The 20,718-nt window shown below is 50.7% G+C and carries 18 protein-coding genes and 4 pseudogenes; 16 read left to right on the top strand and 6 right to left on the bottom strand.

From position 1 onward, the window contains the following. Positions 1 to 155: 155 nt before the first annotated feature. The 6 genes and pseudogenes from MC50_RS27625 to MC50_RS27595 all read left to right on the top strand — a co-directional run bounded on the left by MC50_RS27625 (position 156) and on the right by MC50_RS27595 (position 6,415). Complete coding sequence (locus tag MC50_RS27625; RefSeq protein WP_040118425.1) at positions 156 to 824, top strand: hypothetical protein; 669 nt, start codon at positions 156 to 158, stop codon at positions 822 to 824. Between the two features lie 308 nt (positions 825 to 1,132). Beyond that, on the top strand, positions 1,133 to 1,462 hold the full coding sequence (locus tag MC50_RS27620; protein WP_040118424.1) for a hypothetical protein: 330 nt from the start codon (positions 1,133 to 1,135) through the stop codon (positions 1,460 to 1,462). 41 nt (positions 1,463 to 1,503) lie between these two features. Beyond that, a complete protein-coding gene (locus MC50_RS27615; RefSeq protein ID WP_040118423.1) occupies positions 1,504 to 2,247 on the top strand; it encodes a site-specific integrase in 744 nt (247 codons plus the stop codon). A gap of 326 nt (positions 2,248 to 2,573) precedes the next feature. After that, positions 2,574 to 3,106, top strand: a pseudogene (locus MC50_RS27610) (transposase); the annotation flags it as partial. 412 nt (positions 3,107 to 3,518) lie between these two features. Further along, positions 3,519 to 5,210: an AIPR family protein gene (locus MC50_RS27605; protein WP_047665743.1), complete on the top strand. Its 1,692-nt coding sequence runs from the start codon at positions 3,519 to 3,521 to the stop codon at positions 5,208 to 5,210. 464 nt (positions 5,211 to 5,674) lie between these two features. Further along, entirely contained in the window at positions 5,675 to 6,415 is a 741-nt protein-coding gene (locus tag MC50_RS27595; RefSeq protein ID WP_032752117.1) for a tyrosine-type recombinase/integrase, read from the top strand. A gap of 308 nt (positions 6,416 to 6,723) precedes the next feature. Here the strand turns inward: MC50_RS27595 and MC50_RS27590 are convergent, their stop codons facing one another. Then, complete coding sequence (locus MC50_RS27590; protein ID WP_032752116.1) at positions 6,724 to 7,734, bottom strand: RepB family plasmid replication initiator protein; 1,011 nt, start codon at positions 7,732 to 7,734, stop codon at positions 6,724 to 6,726. A gap of 818 nt (positions 7,735 to 8,552) precedes the next feature. Here MC50_RS27590 and sopA point away from each other — a divergent pair. Next, the gene (sopA, locus tag MC50_RS27585; RefSeq protein WP_032752115.1) at positions 8,553 to 9,719 is read left to right on the top strand and encodes a plasmid-partitioning protein SopA; all 1,167 of its coding nucleotides are present in this window, start codon (positions 8,553 to 8,555) and stop codon (positions 9,717 to 9,719) included. Continuing rightward, positions 9,719 to 10,690, top strand: coding sequence for a ParB/RepB/Spo0J family plasmid partition protein (locus MC50_RS27580; protein WP_032752114.1), 972 nt, complete (start codon positions 9,719 to 9,721; stop codon positions 10,688 to 10,690). The genes sopA and MC50_RS27580 overlap by 1 nt, the downstream gene beginning before the upstream one ends. Positions 10,691 to 11,413: 723 nt before the next feature. On the opposite strand, the pseudogene MC50_RS27575 reads toward MC50_RS27580, so the two are convergent. The 5 genes and pseudogenes from MC50_RS27575 to umuD form a co-directional block, all read right to left on the bottom strand. Next, positions 11,414 to 11,763, bottom strand: a pseudogene (locus tag MC50_RS27575) (DUF4113 domain-containing protein); the annotation flags it as partial. A 1,092-nt stretch (positions 11,764 to 12,855) separates the two neighbouring features. Next, complete coding sequence (locus MC50_RS27565; protein ID WP_032693963.1) at positions 12,856 to 13,143, bottom strand: type II toxin-antitoxin system RelE family toxin; 288 nt, start codon at positions 13,141 to 13,143, stop codon at positions 12,856 to 12,858. Then, positions 13,140 to 13,391: a type II toxin-antitoxin system Phd/YefM family antitoxin gene (locus MC50_RS27560; RefSeq protein ID WP_032752108.1), complete on the bottom strand. Its 252-nt coding sequence runs from the start codon at positions 13,389 to 13,391 to the stop codon at positions 13,140 to 13,142. Before MC50_RS27560 ends, MC50_RS27565 begins: the two co-directional genes overlap by 4 nt. A gap of 164 nt (positions 13,392 to 13,555) precedes the next feature. Then, entirely contained in the window at positions 13,556 to 14,824 is a 1,269-nt protein-coding gene (locus tag MC50_RS27555) for a Y-family DNA polymerase (protein WP_047665742.1), read from the bottom strand. Beyond that, a pseudogene (gene umuD / locus MC50_RS27550) lies at positions 14,824 to 15,254 on the bottom strand (translesion error-prone DNA polymerase V autoproteolytic subunit). Before umuD ends, MC50_RS27555 begins: the two are co-directional and overlap by 1 nt. A gap of 231 nt (positions 15,255 to 15,485) precedes the next feature. Between umuD and parM the strand changes: the two are divergent. The 8 genes and pseudogenes from parM (at position 15,486) to MC50_RS27510 (ending at position 20,571) form a co-directional block, all read left to right on the top strand. Beyond that, complete coding sequence (parM, locus tag MC50_RS27545; protein ID WP_077255421.1) at positions 15,486 to 16,457, top strand: plasmid segregation protein ParM domain-containing protein; 972 nt, start codon at positions 15,486 to 15,488, stop codon at positions 16,455 to 16,457. Between the two features lie 2 nt (positions 16,458 to 16,459). Then, complete coding sequence (locus MC50_RS27540) at positions 16,460 to 17,131, top strand: plasmid partitioning/stability family protein (protein ID WP_032700854.1); 672 nt, start codon at positions 16,460 to 16,462, stop codon at positions 17,129 to 17,131. Between the two features lie 63 nt (positions 17,132 to 17,194). Then, positions 17,195 to 17,425 (top strand): hypothetical protein, encoded by a 231-nt coding sequence (locus MC50_RS27535; RefSeq protein WP_047665741.1) that lies wholly within the window; start codon positions 17,195 to 17,197, stop codon positions 17,423 to 17,425. A 317-nt stretch (positions 17,426 to 17,742) separates the two neighbouring features. Beyond that, positions 17,743 to 18,022, top strand: a pseudogene (locus tag MC50_RS27530) (hypothetical protein). 377 nt (positions 18,023 to 18,399) lie between these two features. Further along, entirely contained in the window at positions 18,400 to 19,080 is a 681-nt protein-coding gene (locus tag MC50_RS27525; RefSeq protein ID WP_032700852.1) for a DNA methylase, read from the top strand. After that, on the top strand, positions 19,080 to 19,301 hold the full coding sequence (locus MC50_RS27520; RefSeq protein ID WP_032700851.1) for a hypothetical protein: 222 nt from the start codon (positions 19,080 to 19,082) through the stop codon (positions 19,299 to 19,301). The genes MC50_RS27525 and MC50_RS27520 overlap by 1 nt, the downstream gene beginning before the upstream one ends. Positions 19,302 to 19,312: 11 nt before the next feature. Continuing rightward, positions 19,313 to 19,732, top strand: coding sequence for a DUF1380 family protein (locus tag MC50_RS27515; RefSeq protein WP_032700850.1), 420 nt, complete (start codon positions 19,313 to 19,315; stop codon positions 19,730 to 19,732). 53 nt (positions 19,733 to 19,785) lie between these two features. Beyond that, positions 19,786 to 20,571, top strand: coding sequence for a hypothetical protein (locus MC50_RS27510; protein ID WP_047665740.1), 786 nt, complete (start codon positions 19,786 to 19,788; stop codon positions 20,569 to 20,571). Positions 20,572 to 20,718 lie beyond the last annotated feature (147 nt).

Raw genomic sequence — 20,718 nt, 5'->3', positions numbered from 1 at the left:
TGCCAATGACATAGATGTACATCCTATTGGAGATTTCAGCTTTTTTATCGCTATGTATGACTTTTGATAATTATTCGAGTGTACAGGTTATCTTTTATCGTTGGCTCAGGAGCGTCGCCTAATGGATGGCGGGATTTTTCTATTAAGGAACAAACATGGCGGACTGGTTTATTGCGACTGAAGGCGTGAAGGTGGTGAAGGACAGCGCCAGCCTGTGGCCGCAGATCATCACGGCGGTTTCATCTGCAGGCGCTGCACTTGGTGGTGTGTGTCTTACACATCGTTTCACACGCAGGCGGGAAGAACGTGCGGCAGCTGATAAGGCAGCAGCTGAACGTCGTTATATCGCTACTGAACTGGTGTTCTTGCTTGAACGCTATGCTGTGGCCTGGGTGGCTCTGGAATATTTCCTTATCCATGAATTACATGAAAAAAACAAAACACCTGTTCTGAATCTTTCAGTAGTTAACAGCGACTGGAGGACCCTGCCAGCACATCTAATATTCCGGCTCCGCTTACTTGAAACATATCAAGCGGATCTGTTGTTACGCATAGAACGGAAGATAGTTAATGAAAATCCAATAGTATCCGTGCCTCTCTCCATTGATTGTTTGAAAATGGGCATATTCGCTTTTATTCTGGCCGCCAAACTACGCAGAGAAGTTGGATTGCCGGATTCTGTCCATCTGAGAGGTAAGCAGGAAGTGTTTGGCAGACTTAGAAGTAGGCGCAAATTATATTGGCGCAAAATTGTCCTGCAAAAGAGGAGAGCCAAGGAAATGCCAAATGGATCTGATTACAAGGATAATGATAGGTTGTTATGACAAATCTTACTCCTAATACATCTCATAACCCTCAAGCACGGCTTCATTTGACAATCGACTACTATCCTGCGGCACTCGCCTAGCTCCGGAATTCAGTGCTGTCAGGAAAAGAGAAAAACCGAATGATAAATGGCCCGCAGGCCGCGCAGGTCGCTGATGAGAAGGTGATATACCATGATACCGGCTTTTTTCGGGTCAGTGCGCCACAATTTCTGCCGCGGCGCAGTTGCCGGTGATCATTCTGTTCGGCACGTTTCCTGTCAGGCCGGAAATCGTACGATCCATTACAATGATAAAGGTATATGTATATGAGTGATAACAACAATTCTGTTTCACACCAGACCATTGAACTGCTGACACGCTGTCTGCAGCTGCAGTCAGAAAAAGACGGTATTCAGCGCCCCACGCCTGACAAAGCGCTGGTTGCCGTGCCCTTTGATGACTTCACCCGCCAGATCCATCAGGCCTGCCTGTACGCCTCGATGACCGACAGCCTGCTGGCCCTGCAAAACCGATTGGCTGATACGGGTCGGCAGCTGGAACAGCAGGGGCAGATCCACGTCGACGCCGGCGAAAACTACGCCGTGGCCGCTGTTGCCTGGCTTGAACGCCTTACGGGGACAGAGAACGCGCCATGACGGTACCTGTTCCGGCCATTCCCGGCGTACACTCTGGTGTGATGCCATCGCAGCTGCCGATCGCTGTCGACTATCCGGCGGCACTGGCCCTGCGACAGATGGCGCTTGTCCAGGATGAGCTGCCGAAATACCTGCTGGCGCCGGAAGTGAGTGCCCTGCTCCACTATGTGCCTGATCTTCACCGCAAGATGTTGCTGGCCACCCTGTGGAATACCGGCGCCCGGATTAACGAAGTCCTGGCGCTGACCCGGGGTGATTTTTCTCTGGCGCCACCGTATCCGTTCGTGCAGCTGGCCACCCTCAAACAACGCACAGAGAAAGCGGCCAGAACAGCAGGCCGGGCCCCGGCCGGTAGTCAGGCTCACCGTTTAGTTCCTCTCTCCGATCACCAGTACGTCAGCCAGCTGCAGATGATGGTGGCCACGCTGAAAATTCCGCTCGAGCGACGCAACAAACGCACCGGCAGAACGGAGAAGGCCCGCATCTGGGAGATCACCGATCGGACGGTCCGGACGTGGCTGAATGAAGCTGTGGAGACTGCAGCCGCTGACGGGGTATCATTCTCTGTGCCGGTCACACCGCACACGTTCAGACACAGTTATGCGATGCACATGCTGTATGCCGGGATCCCGCTGAAGGTATTGCAGAGTCTGATGGGCCACAAGTCGGTAAGTTCGACGGAGGTGTATACGAAAGTGTTTGCGCTCGATGTCGCTGCAAGGCACAGGGTGCAGTTTCAGATGCCCGGGCCCGATGCGGTGGCCATGCTGAAAGGAAACATTTAATTTCAGGCATTCAGGTATCCCAAATTGTGACTTGCTGACGCGCCCGGGATAGCCCCCGTTACTTTATTCGTACCCCTTATAATGGAGGGGAGCGAGCCAGGCCCGGCATGATTACCGCCCCCAGTCGTCCATTAACCGGGTGGTGATGTCACCGAGTCTGGTGGGGCGCTGGTAACCGCTAATAGGGGCTAGGTCAGGTACTTTATGTCGGGACCGTCTATAACGTGGATGTCGGTACCTGCTCCCCGTGGTTATCTGGTTAACCCGTATAACCAGGGAGACAGAATGACCGAATTAGGTAAAGATACTCATCACACTGTTGCCGTATCTCCGACTCGCACAGCGGTCTGAAGGCGGCGATACAGCAGGTGTTCTCGGCCAACTGGCAGCGCTGCCGGGTCCACTTCATGCGTAACGTGCTGAGCCGCGCCAGCAGGGCAAACCAGTAGGTGGTCCGTGCGGCACTGCAACAGGTGTTCGTGCAGACCGAAGAGAAAAGCGCCCATGCCACCTTGCGCGAGGTTGCAGCCCAGTTGGATAAGCGCAACCGGCGGTCACGTAAATGATGGATGAAACAGAGGCGGACGTGCTGGCGTACTTCGGCTTCTCGAAAGCGCGCCGGGTGAAAATCCACTCAATGAACACGCTGAAGCGCCTTAACAGAGAGGTGAAACGGCGTCCAGACGTGGTGGGCATCTTCCCCAACGAAGAGAGCATTATGCGACTGCATGGTGCGGTACTGACGGAGCGGAACGAAGAATGGCTGTTGCAGAACCGCTACCTGCCGCAGCACAGCATGGCAGAGATAGACCAGCCTGCAGAGAATGAAGTGCTTGAAGCGCTGCCACTCAGCGCATAACAGGCACATTACCGGACCGGAAGGCCACAACTGAATTTACACCACTTTGACGGCCTCGATCTCAATAATACTTCTCTCCAGCCTGGATCCGGTTTCCGGTAGAGTCAGATCTTTGCCAGCGAGGTGTTCAAATGAGCTTTATGGATAACGGCTAGATAGACGCTAATTATTATATTGCTGGGAATATCTGCTCACTATTTATCAAGTTAACAATGATTAGTTACTACCCAAGAAATGAAAATTATATTAATATTTAGCACTGTTAGTAAGGGTTGTTACAAAAAGTCATAATTTGTAAGGTAAAACTGCAAAGTCGAACATGTTAATGTTATTTTTGTGGTTTAAATAAAATTCGGGATGCAGTAAATCCTTCATGATTTAGGTTTGATGATTTATAAGGACTTATACAGCAATGCAAAAAAAGACAAATGATCAAATTATTCTTGAGCATATTCTCAAAGATAAGAAAAGTGAGTTTGATATTGAAATAAATGAAGCCGAACATTTTGAGATATATTCGGCTTCGGAGATTTTAAAAGATTACGACATCACTTATGATGATATTATGTATAGTATCGTTGGAAATGGTGGTGATGGTGGGTTTGATTCAATCTTTACATTTGTCAATGGAGAATTGCAAAAAGAAGATACAGAATTGAATACACAAATAAGAAAGAATCATATCGAGTTAGTTGTAATTCAATCAAAAACATCTCCTACGTTTAAAGAAGATGCTATAATAAAATTTCGCGAAACTGTACAGGATTTATTTGATCTTTCTAATGACATATCAAAATTCAAAAAAAGATATAATCCATTATTAATCGAAAGGATAACTATATTTAGAGATGTATATGCAAAACTTGCAAAAACATTCCCATCATTTATCATTAAATTTTTCTATGCCACGCAAGGTATGGATAATGAGATTCATCATAATGTCCTTGATAAGGCAAACAAGTTGCGTGACGACGTCCATAAACTATTTAGTGGTGCCACATTTGACTTTCAATTTATTGGCGCCACGACTTTACTTGAAATGAGCCGTAATATTCCAGCCAGTTCAAGAACACTGGAGATTTCAGAGCAACCTATCAGTACATCGGCTGGAAGTTATATTTGTCTTGTGTCATTACCAAAATATTATGAATTTATTTGTGATAATGGTGCTTTGGCTAGAAGTATATTTGAATCTAATGTCAGAGATTATCAAGGTAGTGTTACGGTAAATACCGGGATTCGATTAACTCTTCAAAATTTAAATTCTGACGATTTTTGGTACCTTAACAATGGGGTAACTATAATCACGCCAAAAGCAGTTAGTGCGGGTAAACAACTAACAATTGAAGACCCACAAATAGTTAATGGACTTCAAACATCTCATGAAGTATACAGACATTTTTCAACTCAAGATTCAACAAGTGATGATAAACGTTCAATTTTGTTAAGGATAATATGTGAAGAAAACGAAGAGGCACGGGATAGAATAATACGTGCAACGAATAGTCAAACAGCTATTCTCCCAGCTTCATTAAGGAGTTCAGACGAAATACATAGGAATATTGAGGACTACCTCAAGGCGAATGATTTTTATTACGATAGGAAAAAGAATTATTATAAGAATCTTGGTAAGCCAGCATCTAAAATTATTAGCATTGCTTATTTAGCACAAGCAATGATGACCATTGTATTATTTAGACCAGATAGTGCACGAGCAAGACCGTCAACATTAATTAATGCTGATAATGAATATAAGAAAATATTTAGCTTAGACATTAATATTGACACCTATCTGAAAGTTATATTAATAATAAAAGCAACTGAAACATACCTTAAAAACGATGCCGGACCAGATGTAACGGATGCAAAAATGATTACCAACATTAAATATTATGTTGCAATGGTAGCAGCTATTATATATTTAAAAACAAAGACAGATATCTTGAATAAACTTGCATCCGTATCACAAATTGCAATCCCTTATGAAATCTTCAGTGAAAGCCTTACAATTGTTCTTAAAAATTATCATGCATTGGGTGGTGATGATCAGGTGGCTAAAGGAGGAGCATTAACCCCAGCTATCCAGAAAGATATAACACTATAGCTTATTTATAAAGAACAGTCGTTACCGGCTGTTCTTTATTGCATGAGTTTGCATTTATTTAGCTGGTATTAGGATGCCGGTTTAATTTTCTACTGGTACCCAAAGACAACGATATTGCGCTACCAGAGAGCCACCCGGATTAACGGGTGTACCTGATCTGGATTTCTTGTAGAGTACCTTTTCTCTTCCGATCAGTATCTCTTTCTGTTCCTTTCCGTTAGTCCTGGCATTACCCCATTTCTCCCAAAAAGCCCTGTATGGCCTGCAACCCTTGTCACACCTGGCTTTGTGCCGGATCTGACACCAGAAAGGATCCTTTACGTATTTGGTTTTACCCGCAATAATGATGGATAAGACAATAAAAGGATCCGCATGCTGCGATTTATTGTGATGGCAGGATCGGGCCATTCAGGCCAGAATAGCTGTATTCATAACCAGTGCGTGCGCTACGTGAAAAATAGTCGATGAACAACATCATTCCCCTGCAGAATTCACCAGAACGCGTCTCCCTGCTGCCGATCGCCCCGGGGGTCGACTTTGCGACCGCGGTCGCACTCCGGCGGATGGCCACCTCCACCGGCGCCACGCCGGCGTACCTGCTGGCTCCCGAAGTGAGCGCCCTCCTCTTCTATATGCCCGATCAGCGCCACCATATGCTGTTTGCAACCATGTGGAATACCGGCATCCGGATCGGCGAGGCCAGGATGCTCACCCCGGAGTCATTTGACTTCGACGGGCTGCGACCGTTTGTGCGGGTGTTGTCAGAAAAAGTCCGCGCGCGCCGCGGGCGCCCGCCCAAGGATGAAGTGCGGCTGGTTCCGCTGACGGACGGGAATTTTGTGCGTCAAATGGAAAGCTGGATGGTGACCACCCGTCCCCGCCGGCGCGAACCACTGTGGGCCGTCACCGATGAAACCATGCGTAACTGGCTGAAGCAGGCGGTGAAACGGGCCGAAGCTGACGGGGTGCATTTTTCGATTCCGGTGACACCGCATACGTTTCGACACAGCTACATCATGCACATGCTTTACCACAGGCAGCCGAAGAAAGTTATTCAGGCTCTGGCCGGCCACAAGGATCCACGCTCGATGGAAGTGTATACCCGGGTGTTTGCGCTGGAGCTGGCGGCCACCCTGGCGGTTCCGTTTACCGGTGATGGGCGGGATGCAGCGGCAGTCCTGCGTTCCCTGCCGCCGGCAACGTAAATTCACCAGTAAGGTCTCCTCCCCTGCCCTTGTCGCTACATTCTTCCGGTGATTACTCACGCGAATAGCATTGACTGAGGTATGCATTGCTACATACTTCAGTCAAGAACAGCGGTATTCAACGGAGTGATGTGCATGCCGCAGTCAATTTTTCATATGAAAATCGGGTTCGGTGCATGACACAGTCAATGCTCTGTGAGGGGAATGTCGGGCAAATAATCAGATAATATTGACTGCGGTATGCGTGATGCATATCACAGTCAAGAGACGGGAAGCTTCACACCACAATCAACTTTTACATACCGCAGTCAATTTTCTGGTTTCATGTTTGTGAGGGCTTCGGCCAGCTTTTGTGGATCGATCCCGGCCGCTTTCAGGGCCTTAATGACTTCGTCGTAGTTCTGTTCAGGTTTTTTCTCATCCTCATCCCTGGGAACCGCCTTGCCAGAGCTGCTGATTAGCTTCGGATTACGGTAATGAACGCTGAAATAAGTTGAACGTCCGCGTTTGAATTCCGTGTAATCCAGATACCCGATATCCTTGAGTTGTTCCATCGCTTTACGGACAGTATGGTTCTGCGTGTAGACGTTTGATGTCAGGTTCAGCCTGTCCCGCATACGCTTCATGGAGATAGGGACCGGGTTCTGCGGCAGGCTCTCAATGTATGTATAAAGCGCCTGAGCGGATTCTTTTCTCTGGAGGGCATCAATGGCCTTCAGACGCAGTAGCACCCTTCTGTCCATGTGATACAGCTCAAAGAGCTTGGGTTCAGCCTTTATCTCAATGATATCTTCGTTAATGTCATAGTAGGCGGACTGCACAAGGTGCGTCGTCCAGCCTTTTGTCTCGCTCTGAAACTTCAGGGTCACCGACGCGAGCTTGAACAGCGAGTTGCTGATGCGGTCACGCATTTTTTTATTAGAGCGTCGGGAGTCAAATCCGCACATCTTGACGAACTCAACGAACGAAAGTTCCAGTGAGTCTTTTTTTACGCCATACTCAGACATGGATCGAATGATCCCCAGCCAGACTTTGAAGTCAGTATCCATATCCAGGCGTGATCCTGTGATTTTGATATCCGTATACCCTTCACTCTTGGCAATAGAGAGCTGTACGAGCTCCTCAGTCGCGTCTGTGACGTTTTTACGGTTGGCCTTACTCTTTCCTGTCGATTTCAGCGTAGGAACGAACAGACCAAGACGCATGAGGGCTACAGGCTGTACGGTACTGGTGCTGTTGACATCCAGGTTGACAACTTCTCCGGTTGATTTATCAACTTCCTGCAGATTCAGAGGTAACTTATTATTTTCACTCGCCATTTTTTCTTCCAGTAGTTATCCACACGGGAACAGGTGAATGCATACCTCAGTCAACAGGAATACATATCGCAGTAAATGTCTTTGCATATCACAGTATTAGAATATACACGCTATAGTCAATATTTTACATGCTACAGAAAAGACCGATCACCTCTCAGGTCACAGCTGGCGAGTCCTCAGACGATCCGGGGATCTCTTTTGATCTCTGTGTGATCTCTCAAGGGATCACTTTATGGGATCGAGACTGTGGAAAACTCCTTTCGTCCTTAAGTCCCGACATGACTGCCCAACGAATAATCTGGTTTGCAGAGCACCCTTCAGAACTTACAGCATGCAGGCAATCAGCGTTAAGATCAGAGTATGGAAACGGGACCGGTATTCAATATTGACTGCGGTATGCATTTATCATTCATCCCCGGAATTTCATCCATCGCACAGAAACTACATACTATAGTCAATTTTTCGCATGCCCCAGTCAACATCAACACAATCAAACCACCAACCATCATTAAGATAATCCGTGCGTAAGCTGTTTTCTGCATGTCATCAGATATTACGCTTCCTCGACGCCCCTCACTTTGTTCGGGAGCTTACTGCGGCGAGCGTCAGTGTTTTTTCTTTACTGAGGTATGCTCGCTTTTTGTCAGATTCTCATATAACCATGAAAAGTGTATGATTATGCGATTATAACGTGAGCAACTTTGCAAATTTTATGGCGCTTTGCAAAAATTTGACAGGTTTGCTATTTTATTGCTGCTTTGCATTTATTATCAAGATTGAATAGAATATTGCAAAGTGTTGATTAAAGGATGTTCAGTATGGGACTGATGGATACGCTTAACCAGTGCATTACCGCTGGCCATGAAATGACAAAGGCAATTGCAGTTGCTCAGTTTAACGATGACAGTCCGGAGGCGCGAAAGATAACCCGCCGCTGGAGAATAGGCGAAGCCGCTGATTTGATCGGGGTTTCATCTCAGGCTATCAGAGACGCGGAAAAGGCAGGCCGACTGCCGCATCCGGACCTGGAAACCCGTGGCAGAGTAGAACAACGTGTTGGTTATACCATTGAACAGATTAATCATATGCGGGACGTCTTCGGCACTCGTTTACGCCGATCTGAAGATGCATTCCCGCCAGTTATTGGTGTTGCCGCCCATAAAGGTGGTGTCTACAAGACATCTGTCTCTGTCCATCTGGCCCAGGATCTTGCCCTGAAAGGTCTGCGTGTTTTGCTTGTGGAAGGCAATGACCCTCAGGGAACCGCATCGATGTATCACGGATGGGTGCCCGATCTCCATATTCATGCAGAAGACACTTTACTCCCCTTCTATCTCGGCGAAAAAGATGATGTCATCTATGCGGTAAAACCAACCTGCTGGCCAGGTCTCGACATCATCCCGTCATGCCTCGCGCTGCACCGGATTGAAACCGAGCTGATGGGAAAATTTGACGAAGGTAAATTACCCACCGATCCACACCTGATGCTCCGTCTCGCTATTGAAACGGTGGCTCACGACTATGATGTTATCGTCATCGACAGTGCACCTAACCTCGGTATTGGTACGATTAACGTGGTTTGCGCTGCCGACGTACTGATTGTGCCTACGCCTGCTGAACTGTTCGACTATACCTCCGCCTTGCAGTTTTTTGACATGTTACGTGATCTGCTTAAGAACGTTGACCTCAAAGGGTTTGAGCCGGATGTCCGTATTCTGCTGACCAAATACAGCAATAATAATGGTTCACAGTCGCCCTGGATGGAAGAGCAGATCAGGGATGCCTGGGGCAGTATGGTTCTGAAAAATGTTGTCCGTGAAACGGATGAGGTTGGCAAAGGTCAGATCCGTATGCGTACTGTTTTTGAACAGGCGATAGACCAACGTTCTTCCACGGGGGCGTGGAGAAATGCCCTGTCTATCTGGGAACCCGTCTGTAATGAAATTTTTGATCGCCTGATTAAACCGCGTTGGGAGATTAGATAATGAAACGTGCGCCAGTTATTCCGAAGCATACGGTTAATACGCCAGCAACTGAAACTCCCTCTTCTGCTGTGCCGGCAGCGCCGATGGTTGATTCACTCATTGCGCGAGTAGGTGCGATGGCCCGCGGTAATTCCATTGTCCTGCCCGTTTGTGGCCAGGAAGTGAGATTTTCACTTGAAGTCATTCCAGGCGATTCTGTTGAGAGCCACTCCCGGGTCTGGTCAGGCAACGAACGTGATCAGGAACTTCTGACCGAAGATGCCCTTGATGACCTGATCCCCTCTTTTTTACTAACAGGTCAGCAAACGCCGGCCTTCGGCCGTCGGGTTTCTGGTATTATCGAAGTCGCCGATGGAAGTCGACGTCGTAAAGCGGCTATCCTGACTTCAAGTGACTACCGTATCCTGGTCGGTGACCTGGATGATGAGCAAATGACGGCACTCTCCCGTCTGGGCAACGATTACCGTCCGACCAGTGCCTATGAGCGTGGTCATCGTTACGCCAGCCGTCTGCAGAATGAGTTTGCCGGCAATGTCTCTGCACTTGCCGATGCGGAACATATTTCCCGTAAGATCATCACTCGTTGCATTAATACAGCCAGACTACCAAAGTCAGTGGTTGCCCTCTTCTCTCATCCTGGTGAACTGTCAGCCCGTGCTGGTGAAGCGCTCTTTAAAGCTTTCGCTGATAAAGAGGAATTATTAAAGCAGCAGACAAAAGAACTGCATGAGCAAAAGAAAGCGGGTGTCATATTTGAAGCTGAGGAAGTGATTACTCTGTTAACTGCCGTTCTTAAGAAAACGCCTGCAGCCAGAGTAAACCAGAGTTCCCGGCATCGATATGTTCCTGGCGCCTCTGCCTTGTATAAGGGCGATAAAGTCATTCTCAGTCTTGACAGATCGCGCCTGCCTTCAGAATGTATTGAGAAGATTGAAGCGATTCTGAAGGAACTCGAAGCTAAAGCGGGCTGACTGAACTGACACGCTAATTTGAAAATTTTTTCTCTTTGACGCTACAATTCATACCATCTTCTACTGGCCAGCATAACCTTGCTGGCCTTTTTATTATGCTCTATTGTTTTTTTCATACATTTAACATTCAGAATTTCTACGTCGAATTAAATCTCTGTTGTAGTCTGAACTCAACAGGTGTTGCAGGGTGCTGAAATTCAACAGGGACCTCGGTCCCACAGCCCCATGCCAGGACCTGAGCTTCAACTGGGACCACGGTCCCACAGCCCCATGCCAGGACCTCAGCTTCAGTTGGGACCACGGTCCCACAGTCCTATACCGGGACCGGAGCTTCATCTGGGACCACGGTCCCACAGCCCTATACCGGGACCGGAGCTTCATCTGGGACCACGGTCCCACAGCCCTATACCGGGACCGGAGCTTCATCTGGGATCACGGTCCCACAGACCCATACCAGGGCCGGAGTTTCAGCTGGGACCACGGTCCCACAGCCGCATACCGGAACCGGACCTTCATCTGGGACCATGCTCCCACAGCACCATGCTGGTACCGGTGCTTCAACTGGGAACACGTTCTCACTGAACCGTACCTAGTCTCCTTGAGACTAAACTCCTTGCGAGAGAGGTAACAGGATGACAAAAAACAATCAGTTTGCCCCCGAGGTTCGTCACCGTGCAACCCGTTGGGCATGTCGTATTCCAGGCAGAGCAGAGAAGGAAAACTTCAAAATGTGGCTATTGGTAAAATTCATTCCAGTGTGTGGTGTAGGCCAGTGACAGTATTTCCCGTTTCATCTATCATTCCGAGGCAATGCCGCGATCTGCGAACCTGATCTTCCCTTTGCCTGAATGGTTAATACCGTCGAGTACCTTCATCAACTCACCACTGTGCGCCCGCGGCTGTACTTCATCGGACAGGTTCAGCTGAGAAACGCCGTTCGGGCTGAAATCGTTCAGCAGGACTCCGACTTTTGCGTAGCGATGGTCAGTCATCCAGACCCAGTCCAGCAGGTTAACCGAAACGGCGATAATGTCCCAGGTGTTGCTCTTTGGCGTACTCAGTTTTTCCGCTGAGCATTCATCGAGCAATCCGACAATTTTGTTGTAAACGAACACATACTTCCTGTAAACGAATAAGAAGATGTTCTGTCACCTGGACATAGGAAAAAATAATGCTGAAATTCTGGCTGAATATCTTGGCACTGTAGACGCGCTTGAGTTAGGTAAGGGGGCGTGAAATAAGTCGGTAAACTGGGCGCTGCGTGAACACCATACAAAAAGTGAAAACTATTCTGACAGCACCGTAAGCCGCCGGGAATTATACTGGAAGGATTAATCGGTGGTGTACAACAGGACGCTGGAGCATCCTGATGATATCTACAGCGCTGATAGAGTCGGACCCAAGGCTGGCTCTGTCTTGCCAACAATTAACTGAAAAAATGAATCTTGCTGTATACTATTTTTAAATTTATCGCTACACATATCATCGATAAAGTTTGCTGTGTAATTATTTTCATTACCTTTCAGATGGGTGAGAACACAATCTTCGTAGGTGCTCGGTGCCATAATATATTCATAGCTCAGACAGAGTATGAAAATGAAAATGCATAGTACAATTGCATATATAAAACTCTTACCAGTGAAGGATATAGTCATAGAAAATCACGCCAATCAATTCAGATAAAGTACTTGTTAACAGGCAAAATGTAGAGTTGTTCACACTACCCATTTTGGCATCAGCGATATAAATTCCGGCGATGTAGCTTGGATTTGATCGCCTCCAGCTGACAGATATTAATTCTAATCCACTCGCAGTTGGTCATGCCGCCTAGAGAAAACACCCGCTCGCGCCATTCCGGGCTTTCCCATTTGGCAATGCGTTGAACGTTTTCGATGCCGAAGTAGGAAAGTGGGTATATTCGGAAATATTTATCCCATAAAAAGTAGATCACTGGTACGGATATGATGGCCAGGGTTATCAGAATATCTATGTCTATTCCTTGAATTCGTCTGACTTGATTATCAAAGCAGTCTTCCCCGGTTTTTTAAACGTTGGGTTCTTTTTCTTCTCAGGGAAAGCAGCAAGAGCTATCCATAGTTCATCGATGAATAATTTTTCCTGTTTTACATGTTTGTTTTGTTTACTTTTTTGTCATCCATTATGCGTTATCTCATCCTTTCGCTGGCCAGATTGTACACGTCACTGCGTTCACGCTTTCCAACAGCAACAACCGCGATAATTAATTGATCATCTATCACCTGATACACCAGGCGAAAACCTGATGCACGAAGTTTAATTTTGTAGCAGTCCTTTATTCCTCTCAGCTTTGCTGAAGGGATATGTGGTTCGTCACAGCACTTCTTCAGTTTCTTCGCAAACTGCTGCTGAATGGCCTTATCCAGCTTTTGCCACTCTTTCAGCGCATCTTCCCTGAATTTGACCGTATAAGTCATAGATAAGTATCCAGATCCACGTCAAGCAGCTGCTGGTTACTGCGTTCTGATACCAGCTTTGCCAGTTCCTGATCATCCAGGGCATCGAGCATCTTCTCGTAAAGTTCAGCCGGGATGCAGTAAAAAGCCGGCTGGTTACGGTTCAGAATCGCGACCGGGAAGCCGTCGCCGGCACTGACCGTCGCCATCGGATTTTTTTTTAGTTCGCTGATGCTCGCGCTTGTGTCACTCAGAATAATGTTGGGCATAGTACACCTCCAAGACTTATTAACAGGTCTCAAATATAGACTTCATATGACCAGTTAACAAGTCTTTTAGACGGTGGGTGTGCAAAATACCCGGAGGGCGAGGGTACTGGTGATCGTACCCATTATGGTGGACATGTAAGCCAGGCCCGGTCTGAGCCGTCAGGTTAAAACCTGGCGACCGGTAACTCTTTCCAGCGTGTTGTATATGCCGGGGACAGCATCTCACGCTTCATCTGCCACTCAGGAGTAATACCTCTGCCAGCAAACCAGACCTTCCCCAGCCCTGAGTTGTTGATCCCGTCCAAAACCTTCATCAGTTCAGCGCTGTGAGGACGTGGCGGACGTTCGTCGAACAGCTGCAGCTGAGACACGCCAGAGCCAGTGAAGTCATTCAGCATAACTCCGGCTTTAGCATACCGGTGACCATCCCTCCAGATACGCTCCAGAGCCGATATGGCAGCGGCAATGACATCACGGGTATCCTGCGTGGGGGTAAACAGTTTTTCCGTGGCCACGTTGCCGTAGTAAGGTTCTTTAACGGCGAACGGAGACGTTTTGATGAAAACAGAAATATGCCGGCAATATTGTCGCTCTTTACGCAGCTTTTCAGAGGCCCGCTCTGCGTGCTGACAGATAGCCTGGCGGAGCGACTCGTACTCCGTGATCTTCACACCAAAACTGCGGCTGCAGACAATTTGCTGTTTCGTCGGAGGGGCTTCCTCAAGCGAAAGGCAGCTTTCCCCGTTCAGTTCCCGTACCGTTCGCTCAAGGACCACAGAAAAATTTTTGCGGATGAAGGCCGGGTTCGTCAGAGCCAGATCGAGAGCGGTCTTTATGCCCAGCACATTTAGCTTGCGTGCAATACGGTTGCCCACCCCCCAGATTTCTTCAACCGGCTGCAGTGAAAGCAGTTTCCGCGTTCTCTGCGGATTTCCCCTGGTCAGAGCGAGTACGCCACGAAACTGTTTCCACTCTTTTGAGGCCCACTGGGCTGATTTTGCGAGGGTTTTCGTTGGTCCGGCGCCCACGCCAATGGTCAGGCGGGTACAGTCATAAACGTGCTGACGCAGCTGCCGGCCGAAGTCCTCAAGCTCCATACAATGCTCCACGCCGGTCAGGTCGAGGAACATCTCATCAATTGAATACTGTTCCACCCTGGGGGCCAGTTCCTCCAGGCAGTTCATCACGCGCGCAGACATCGAGGCGTAAAGTTCATAGTTACTTGAAAACGCATATATTTTTTCCGGGTACCTTTCTTTTTTTATCTGAAACCACGGAGTCCCCATTTTGATCCAGGATTTCGCCTCGATGCTGCGTGCGATCACATTCCCGTCGTTGTTGCTCAAAACGACAATCGGCTTTCCTTTCAAATCAGGGCGGAAAACACGTTCACAGCTGGCGTAAAAGCTGTTCACATCGGCCAGGGCAAACATCAGTACATCTCCCTGGTACGATGGATAATGTGCGTGACGACGCCAAAGATATCCAGATCGTCCGGGTCGGGATAAATCGGCGACCAGGAGGCATTCATGGGCTGCAGCGTCAGTCGTGGCGTCAGCAGAAGCCGTTTCACCGTAAACTCCCCCTGAACGCTGGCCACAACGATATCGCCGTGCCGCGGCTTTTCAGCACTGTCCACTACCAGCAGATCGCCATTGTACAGACTGCCGTCGGCCATGCTGTCTCCGCTGGCACGCAGGTAGTAAGTCGCGCTCGGATGCCGTATGCAGTAATCATGGAGATCCAGATCGGACTCGACATAGTCAGCAGCAGGGCTGGGAAAACCGCAGCAGGCCAGATCTGCAAACAATGGATGGGCCTGTGGCGGGAGTTCTTTCCCGGTGCTGAAAGCTGTAGTTTCATCTTTCCTCCTGATATCTCAAAACACTGGTTATGCATACAGTATATTTGACAGCGTGACGATAATCCAGAACGCCCGCCGCACGAACATTTTGAGTAAATAAAGGTGCTCAAAATGTCATTGTTAATCATTTTGATGTATTTATATTGCTCATATTGAGAAATATAACTTTGATTTTTTCATTTTGCTCTTATAATTAGTATCAAATTGAGTGTAATTAACGGAGCATAATGATGAATATTTACTGCGATGATGGTTCAACTAATGTTAAGCTGGCATGGTTTGAAGGAGATGGGCTTCAGATACGGGTCTCAGCGAACTCCTTCAGGCATGGCTGGAAAGTGGCGGAATTCAGTGCGGCAACGTTCAATTATCAGGTGGGCACGCTGAAATATACCTGGGACAGCGTCAGCCGGGATGCCATCCCGACAACAAACGTGGAATATCAGTACGGTGATCTCAACCTTCTGGCTGTGCATCATGCGCTGCTGAACAGCGGACTGGAGCCGCAGCCGGTGAGTCTGACCGTGACGCTGCCCCTGAGTGAATATTACGACGGGGACTGCCAGCGGAACGAAGAGAACATACGACGCAAACGGGAAAATCTGATGCGTGAGCTGGTTCTGAATAAGGGCAGGGCGTTTACTGTAACGGACGTGAAGGTGATGCCGGAATCACTGCCGGCGGCGTTCTCCCGTCTCGCGGAGCTGAAACCCGGCCCCGCGGAGACCACCCTGATAATCGATCTCGGTGGCACCACGCTCGATGCCGGTGTGATTGTCGGCCAGTTTGATGATATCAGTGCGGTGCACGGTAATCCGTCTGTTGGTGTGTCGCAGGTCACCCGGGCAGCTGCAGGCGCACTGCGGGCGGCAGACAGCGAAACCAGCGCCCTCATCGCTGACACTGTCATCCGCAACCGCAATGATCGTCAGTATCTGCAGCGTGTGATCAACGATGCCGGTAAAATTGACGAGGTTCGGAACAAAATAACAGAGGCAATCACCTCCCTGGGTGCGCGAGTCACCAGTGAGCTGACGGCCTTCAGGAACGTTAACCGGGTATTCCTGGTCGGGGGAGGGGCCTCCCTCATAGAAGAAGCTATCCGTCAGGCCTGGCCTCTGGCCCCTGACCGTATCGAGGTTATAGGCGATCCACAGATGGCGCTGGCCAGGGAGATTGCCCTTTACAATAAAGAGGACTAAACGTGCCGGACGGCCAGTATTCTTTCTATCTGCACAGCGACGATCGCACCGACATCGCGGCGATGGCAACCATCAGCACCATCTCACAGCCCCTGCGCGGTGAGTTCATCCGTACCGCCGCTACCGCCGGGGCGGTGGTATACCAGGTGGATGCCCGTTTACCGGCGCTGATCCCGGTGTTCTTTGCCGGGCAGCTGAGCGCTGCCCGCCTTTGCGCTGTTATGGCCCTGGTCTCCGGAACCTGGTCCTCACTCACAGGACTTCCGGATGAGCCCGAAAATGGTGAGGCTGCTCTGCCCATGTCACCGGAGACGGAATACCAGCGCCGGCGTTACACCCTGACGCTTCAAAATGGCCGGAGTGGGGAACGGGTGGAAAGTGTGCTGACGGAAGCGTCATCCCGTCTGCGTGGGGATCTGCTGAGAAACCTTATTATCACCGGTCTGGCCCTCCACACGACGGCACCGGAACTGCCGCGCCTGTTGACCAGTATGCCGGTACCGCCCACCTCGGTCAGTGAGCTGCAGGCACTGGTTCAGCAGATGGCCGGCACCACTGCCGTGAACAGGGCTGCTGCTGCAGTACCGGATACGCCGGCAACATCTGCCATGCCGGTGTCTGGTTCGGATACCCGGGAAATAAAGAAAAATATGCGGCGTGCATTCGGTGACTAAAAGTACGAGTCACATCCAGTAATATACCGATATCAAATGGTTTTCATCCCCAGGGAGATTCTCATGTCACCAGGATTCAGAAGTGTTCTCCGTTTCGCCCGCATTCCCGTCGACAGCAGTGAACCGGTCCGCAGGAAATTCGGCAGCCGACTGATTGGCATTGTGACGCTGTGTCTGCTTCCGCTTCTGGTATTCGACGTTCCGCAGTGGGGTTTCATTTTGTCGCAGGTCATCTGGGGGGCGGGCGTCTATATTGGCCTGTCCGTGGCCGGAGACAAGACCCGGCCACGCTGATATCCTTTCCGATTTGCTTAAAAAAAGAACAACTGACGCGGCGCCTGTCTTAGGGCTCTTCTCCGCCACCTGCCTCCAGGTTATCCACAGCGTTAAACAGACGTTTTGTGGATAGCGGGTTCCCGACAGTTTCTTCTGCTTTCACCCGTTAACCCGTGCCTCCGCTGCCGCACGCTGCCAGTGTGCCGCGTCCGGTTTGCCACGGGACGGGCGCCTTTACAAATCCTGCCTGGCGTGGTGGCGGTTTGCGCCATGCTGAGGAACGCCCTTCAAGCCGCTTTCGCGGCATAACCTCGCCGTCGAAAAGGGTGCGGCAGATGGTGTATTACCTGGTATCCGCGACTGACCTGGAGCAGGCCGAAGCGGGTGTCCTGGAAATGGGGCGCACCTGGTGGCCATCCCTGAAACGCGAGGATGACCGGCATCGGTAGGAGTATCCCGGTGGTCTGGTTTGACAGCATCATTCTGCTCGAGGACGTGGAGAACAGCACCCTGCGCGGGCTGAAGTTCCTCGATGTGTGGACCGTGACCGGCGCGCCGGATGCCCCGGTACTGCGTGACGAGTGGGGGAATGACTGGCGGGATACCACACGCTGACATGACATCTGCCGGGCAGAGCTCCTGCCCGGTACGTCAGAAAATAATGATGTCGCGTTGCTCCGCATCGATGCCGCGCCTGGCGCGGGGATAGTCACTGCCCGGAGCCAGTGTGCCGCGCCCGGGCGGACACGGGACGGGCGGCTTTTCCGCTCCTGTCCGGCGTCGTTGTGATTTTACGCCATCCACTCGCATTCTGATGATCGCCCTTCAAGCCGCTTTCGCGGCATAGCCTTGCCGTCGGAAAGACTGACGGCTGCGGTATTCCACGGTCAGCTTGACCCGTTACCGGTCGCGGCGTACAGGCTCCGGGCAGCAGGGAACGGACGTCGTACCGACGTCCTCCTGAGTGCCCCCTGTCACCACGAGGTATCCCTATGTCCCGTTTTATCCTGGGTAACTGTATCGATATTATGGGCGGCTTTCCCGATCGCGCCGTCGATTTCATTCTGACCGATCCCCCGTACCTGGTCGGCTTCCGTGACCGTTCCGGCCGCACCCTCGCCGGCGACAAAACTGACGAATGGCTTCAGCCTGCCTGCAATCAGATGTACCGCGTACTCAAAAAGGACGCGCTGATGGTCAGTTTTTATGGCTGGAACCGCGTCGATCGTTTTATGGCCGCGTGGAAAAGTGCCGGGTTCAGCGTGGTCGGGCATCTGGTGTTCACCAAAACTTACGCGTCCAAATCCGCCTATGTCGGCTACCGCCATGAATGCGCCTATGTCCTGGCAAAAGGCCGTCCGCCTCTGCCGCAGGACCCGCTGCCGGACGTGCTGGGCTGGAAATACAGCGGCAACCGCCACCATCCGACCGAAAAGCCAGTGACCAGTCTTCAGCCGCTGATCGAGAGCTTCACACACCCGAACGCCATTGTTCTCGACCCGTTTGCCGGCTCTGGTTCCACCTGTGTGGCTGCCCTCCAGGCTGGGCGCCGTTACATCGGTATTGAACTGATGGAGCAGTACCACAACGCCGGAATCGCCCGCCTGTCAGCTGTCCAGCGCGCCATGCAGCGCCCGGCCGCCAACGACGTCTTTTATCCGGAGGCCGCGTAATGAACTATGCCGGACACGAAAAGCTGCGCGCAGAGGTGGCGGGACTGGCCAACAACATGTGTGACCTGCGGGCAACGCTGAACAACATGGAGCACCGCTACCGCTTTGATTCCGATGTGCTGGCCGAACGCCTGACCCGCCAGACGCTTTTTCGCATCAATGCCCTGTTTATGGCGGCGTACAACGACATTCTTGAGCTGGATGCCTGCTTTAAGGACTAAGGAGAAAAACCATGTACGGAACCTGTGAAACCCTCTGCCGGTTGCTGAGTGAGCTCTATCCCGCAGAAACCCCGCTGAACCTGATTGTCTGGTCCCCGGAGGATATCGAAGCGCTGGCCGGTGGGATGGAATGTGTCGTATCTGAACAGGACATAAAGGCGGTGCTGGAGCGCATGGACGCCATACCGGAAGACCAGCGGCTTGAGTCGGGTGTGTCTGCCGGTGCGGTGATGGACCTGATCGATGAGGTAAAAGAGGCCGTTCCGGGAGTCCTGGTGCCGGCTGACCTGCTCGAAACCCTGCTCATCACCACGGAACAGGCGTTGTGGGGCAGGGAATGGGCCGCCCGGGACGGTAACTATCCTGTGCCGGAAAGCGTTACTCACCGCCTTGCTGATGCAGCAAAAGTGCGTGCATTACTGAAAAACTGACATCCACACGCCGCCCGGGCGGCGTGTCATTACCCTGTTTCGAGGAAGATACCATGCAGGAAACCACCACCTTAAACGCCCTTGTGATGCGCCGTGCACGTGATCTGCTGGCTGATTACGGATGGCCGGTCCATACCGATGTTGGCCAGCGTGATCCGGTAAATAAACCGGGATGGATAAGTATTTATGTCCGTCTGGACGCGGCCGCTATTGTTCACCTGCTTCCTTTGCTTTGTACCGGTGGAGTACCCGCAGCGCTGCAAACTGCCATGACAAAAATAGCCGGGACGCCAGCGCAGATTATTTTATCCGGCAGCCGCTATGCCGACGCGCCGCAACTGCCGGAGGACGGAACACAGATAACCTTTCCCTGGGCCGGGGAATGGCTGACAGAGCCTGAAATTCAGGCTGTGACGGATTGCCTGTTTCGTGCCGTGCGGGATATTTCCCGGCAGGTCCGGGAGGATGCGCGCCGGATTGAGGCCGCGCTGACCACGGGCGGGGAAACGCTGTTTTACCGCCAGACACGAAATTTCCGTCTGGTTGTGAAGGAAAGTGATATGCCCTGCTGGCTGGACGAAGAGGACGACAATGTACCGGTGGTACTGGATGCCCTCCTGAACAAAGGCGCGCGCTACAGTGCCGTTGAGTACTTTGTTATCAGCGACAAAGTGGATCAGATCCTGGCATGTGGGCAGATATGTGATGTGTTACGGATACCGGGAGAGCCTGCGCGCCGGTGGATGGATTTATCCCTGTTACATGAGGTCATGGCAGAAGCGCGCGCAGAAATCACCTTTGTCCGCAGTGCCCTTTCAACAATCCGGTCAGTGTCGTGAACCGCCGGGGGTTGCGGCCCCCGGGAGCATCCTGGAAGGATAAGGCTGTCGCCGGCTCCGCTTTTCCTCGGCCCCGTCCCTGCGTGACGTTGCCTGAGAGCTTTCCACTCTGTCAGTGCTGTGCGTGTGCGGGCGGTGTCGCAGTCC

This window comes from Klebsiella planticola (genome assembly GCF_000783935.2).
Classification (GTDB): domain Bacteria; phylum Pseudomonadota; class Gammaproteobacteria; order Enterobacterales; family Enterobacteriaceae; genus Klebsiella; species Klebsiella planticola.
This window is presented reverse-complemented; position numbering and strand designations above follow the sequence as displayed.

Bases quoted from the DNA above. Each gene is read 5' to 3' on its own strand.
- MC50_RS27615 (WP_040118423.1), top strand. From the start codon at position 1,504: ATGCCATCGCAGCTGCCGATCGCTGTCGACTATCCGGCGGCACTGGCC.
- MC50_RS27595 (WP_032752117.1), top strand. From the start codon at position 5,675: ATGAACAACATCATTCCCCTGCAGAATTCACCAGAACGCGTCTCCCTG.
- parM (WP_077255421.1), top strand. From the start codon at position 15,486: ATGAATATTTACTGCGATGATGGTTCAACTAATGTTAAGCTGGCATGG.
- sopA (WP_032752115.1), top strand. From the start codon at position 8,553: ATGGGACTGATGGATACGCTTAACCAGTGCATTACCGCTGGCCATGAA.
- MC50_RS27625 (WP_040118425.1), top strand. From the start codon at position 156: ATGGCGGACTGGTTTATTGCGACTGAAGGCGTGAAGGTGGTGAAGGAC.
- MC50_RS27510 (WP_047665740.1), top strand. From the start codon at position 19,786: ATGCAGGAAACCACCACCTTAAACGCCCTTGTGATGCGCCGTGCACGT.
- MC50_RS27515 (WP_032700850.1), top strand. From the start codon at position 19,313: ATGTACGGAACCTGTGAAACCCTCTGCCGGTTGCTGAGTGAGCTCTAT.
- MC50_RS27555 (WP_047665742.1), bottom strand. From the start codon at position 14,824: ATGTTTGCCCTGGCCGATGTGAACAGCTTTTACGCCAGCTGTGAACGT.
- MC50_RS27525 (WP_032700852.1), top strand. From the start codon at position 18,400: ATGTCCCGTTTTATCCTGGGTAACTGTATCGATATTATGGGCGGCTTT.
- MC50_RS27580 (WP_032752114.1), top strand. From the start codon at position 9,719: ATGAAACGTGCGCCAGTTATTCCGAAGCATACGGTTAATACGCCAGCA.
- MC50_RS27565 (WP_032693963.1), bottom strand. From the start codon at position 13,143: ATGACTTATACGGTCAAATTCAGGGAAGATGCGCTGAAAGAGTGGCAA.
- MC50_RS27605 (WP_047665743.1), top strand. From the start codon at position 3,519: ATGCAAAAAAAGACAAATGATCAAATTATTCTTGAGCATATTCTCAAA.
- MC50_RS27620 (WP_040118424.1), top strand. From the start codon at position 1,133: ATGAGTGATAACAACAATTCTGTTTCACACCAGACCATTGAACTGCTG.
- MC50_RS27520 (WP_032700851.1), top strand. From the start codon at position 19,080: ATGAACTATGCCGGACACGAAAAGCTGCGCGCAGAGGTGGCGGGACTG.
- MC50_RS27590 (WP_032752116.1), bottom strand. From the start codon at position 7,734: ATGGCGAGTGAAAATAATAAGTTACCTCTGAATCTGCAGGAAGTTGAT.
- MC50_RS27535 (WP_047665741.1), top strand. From the start codon at position 17,195: ATGTCACCAGGATTCAGAAGTGTTCTCCGTTTCGCCCGCATTCCCGTC.
- MC50_RS27560 (WP_032752108.1), bottom strand. From the start codon at position 13,391: ATGCCCAACATTATTCTGAGTGACACAAGCGCGAGCATCAGCGAACTA.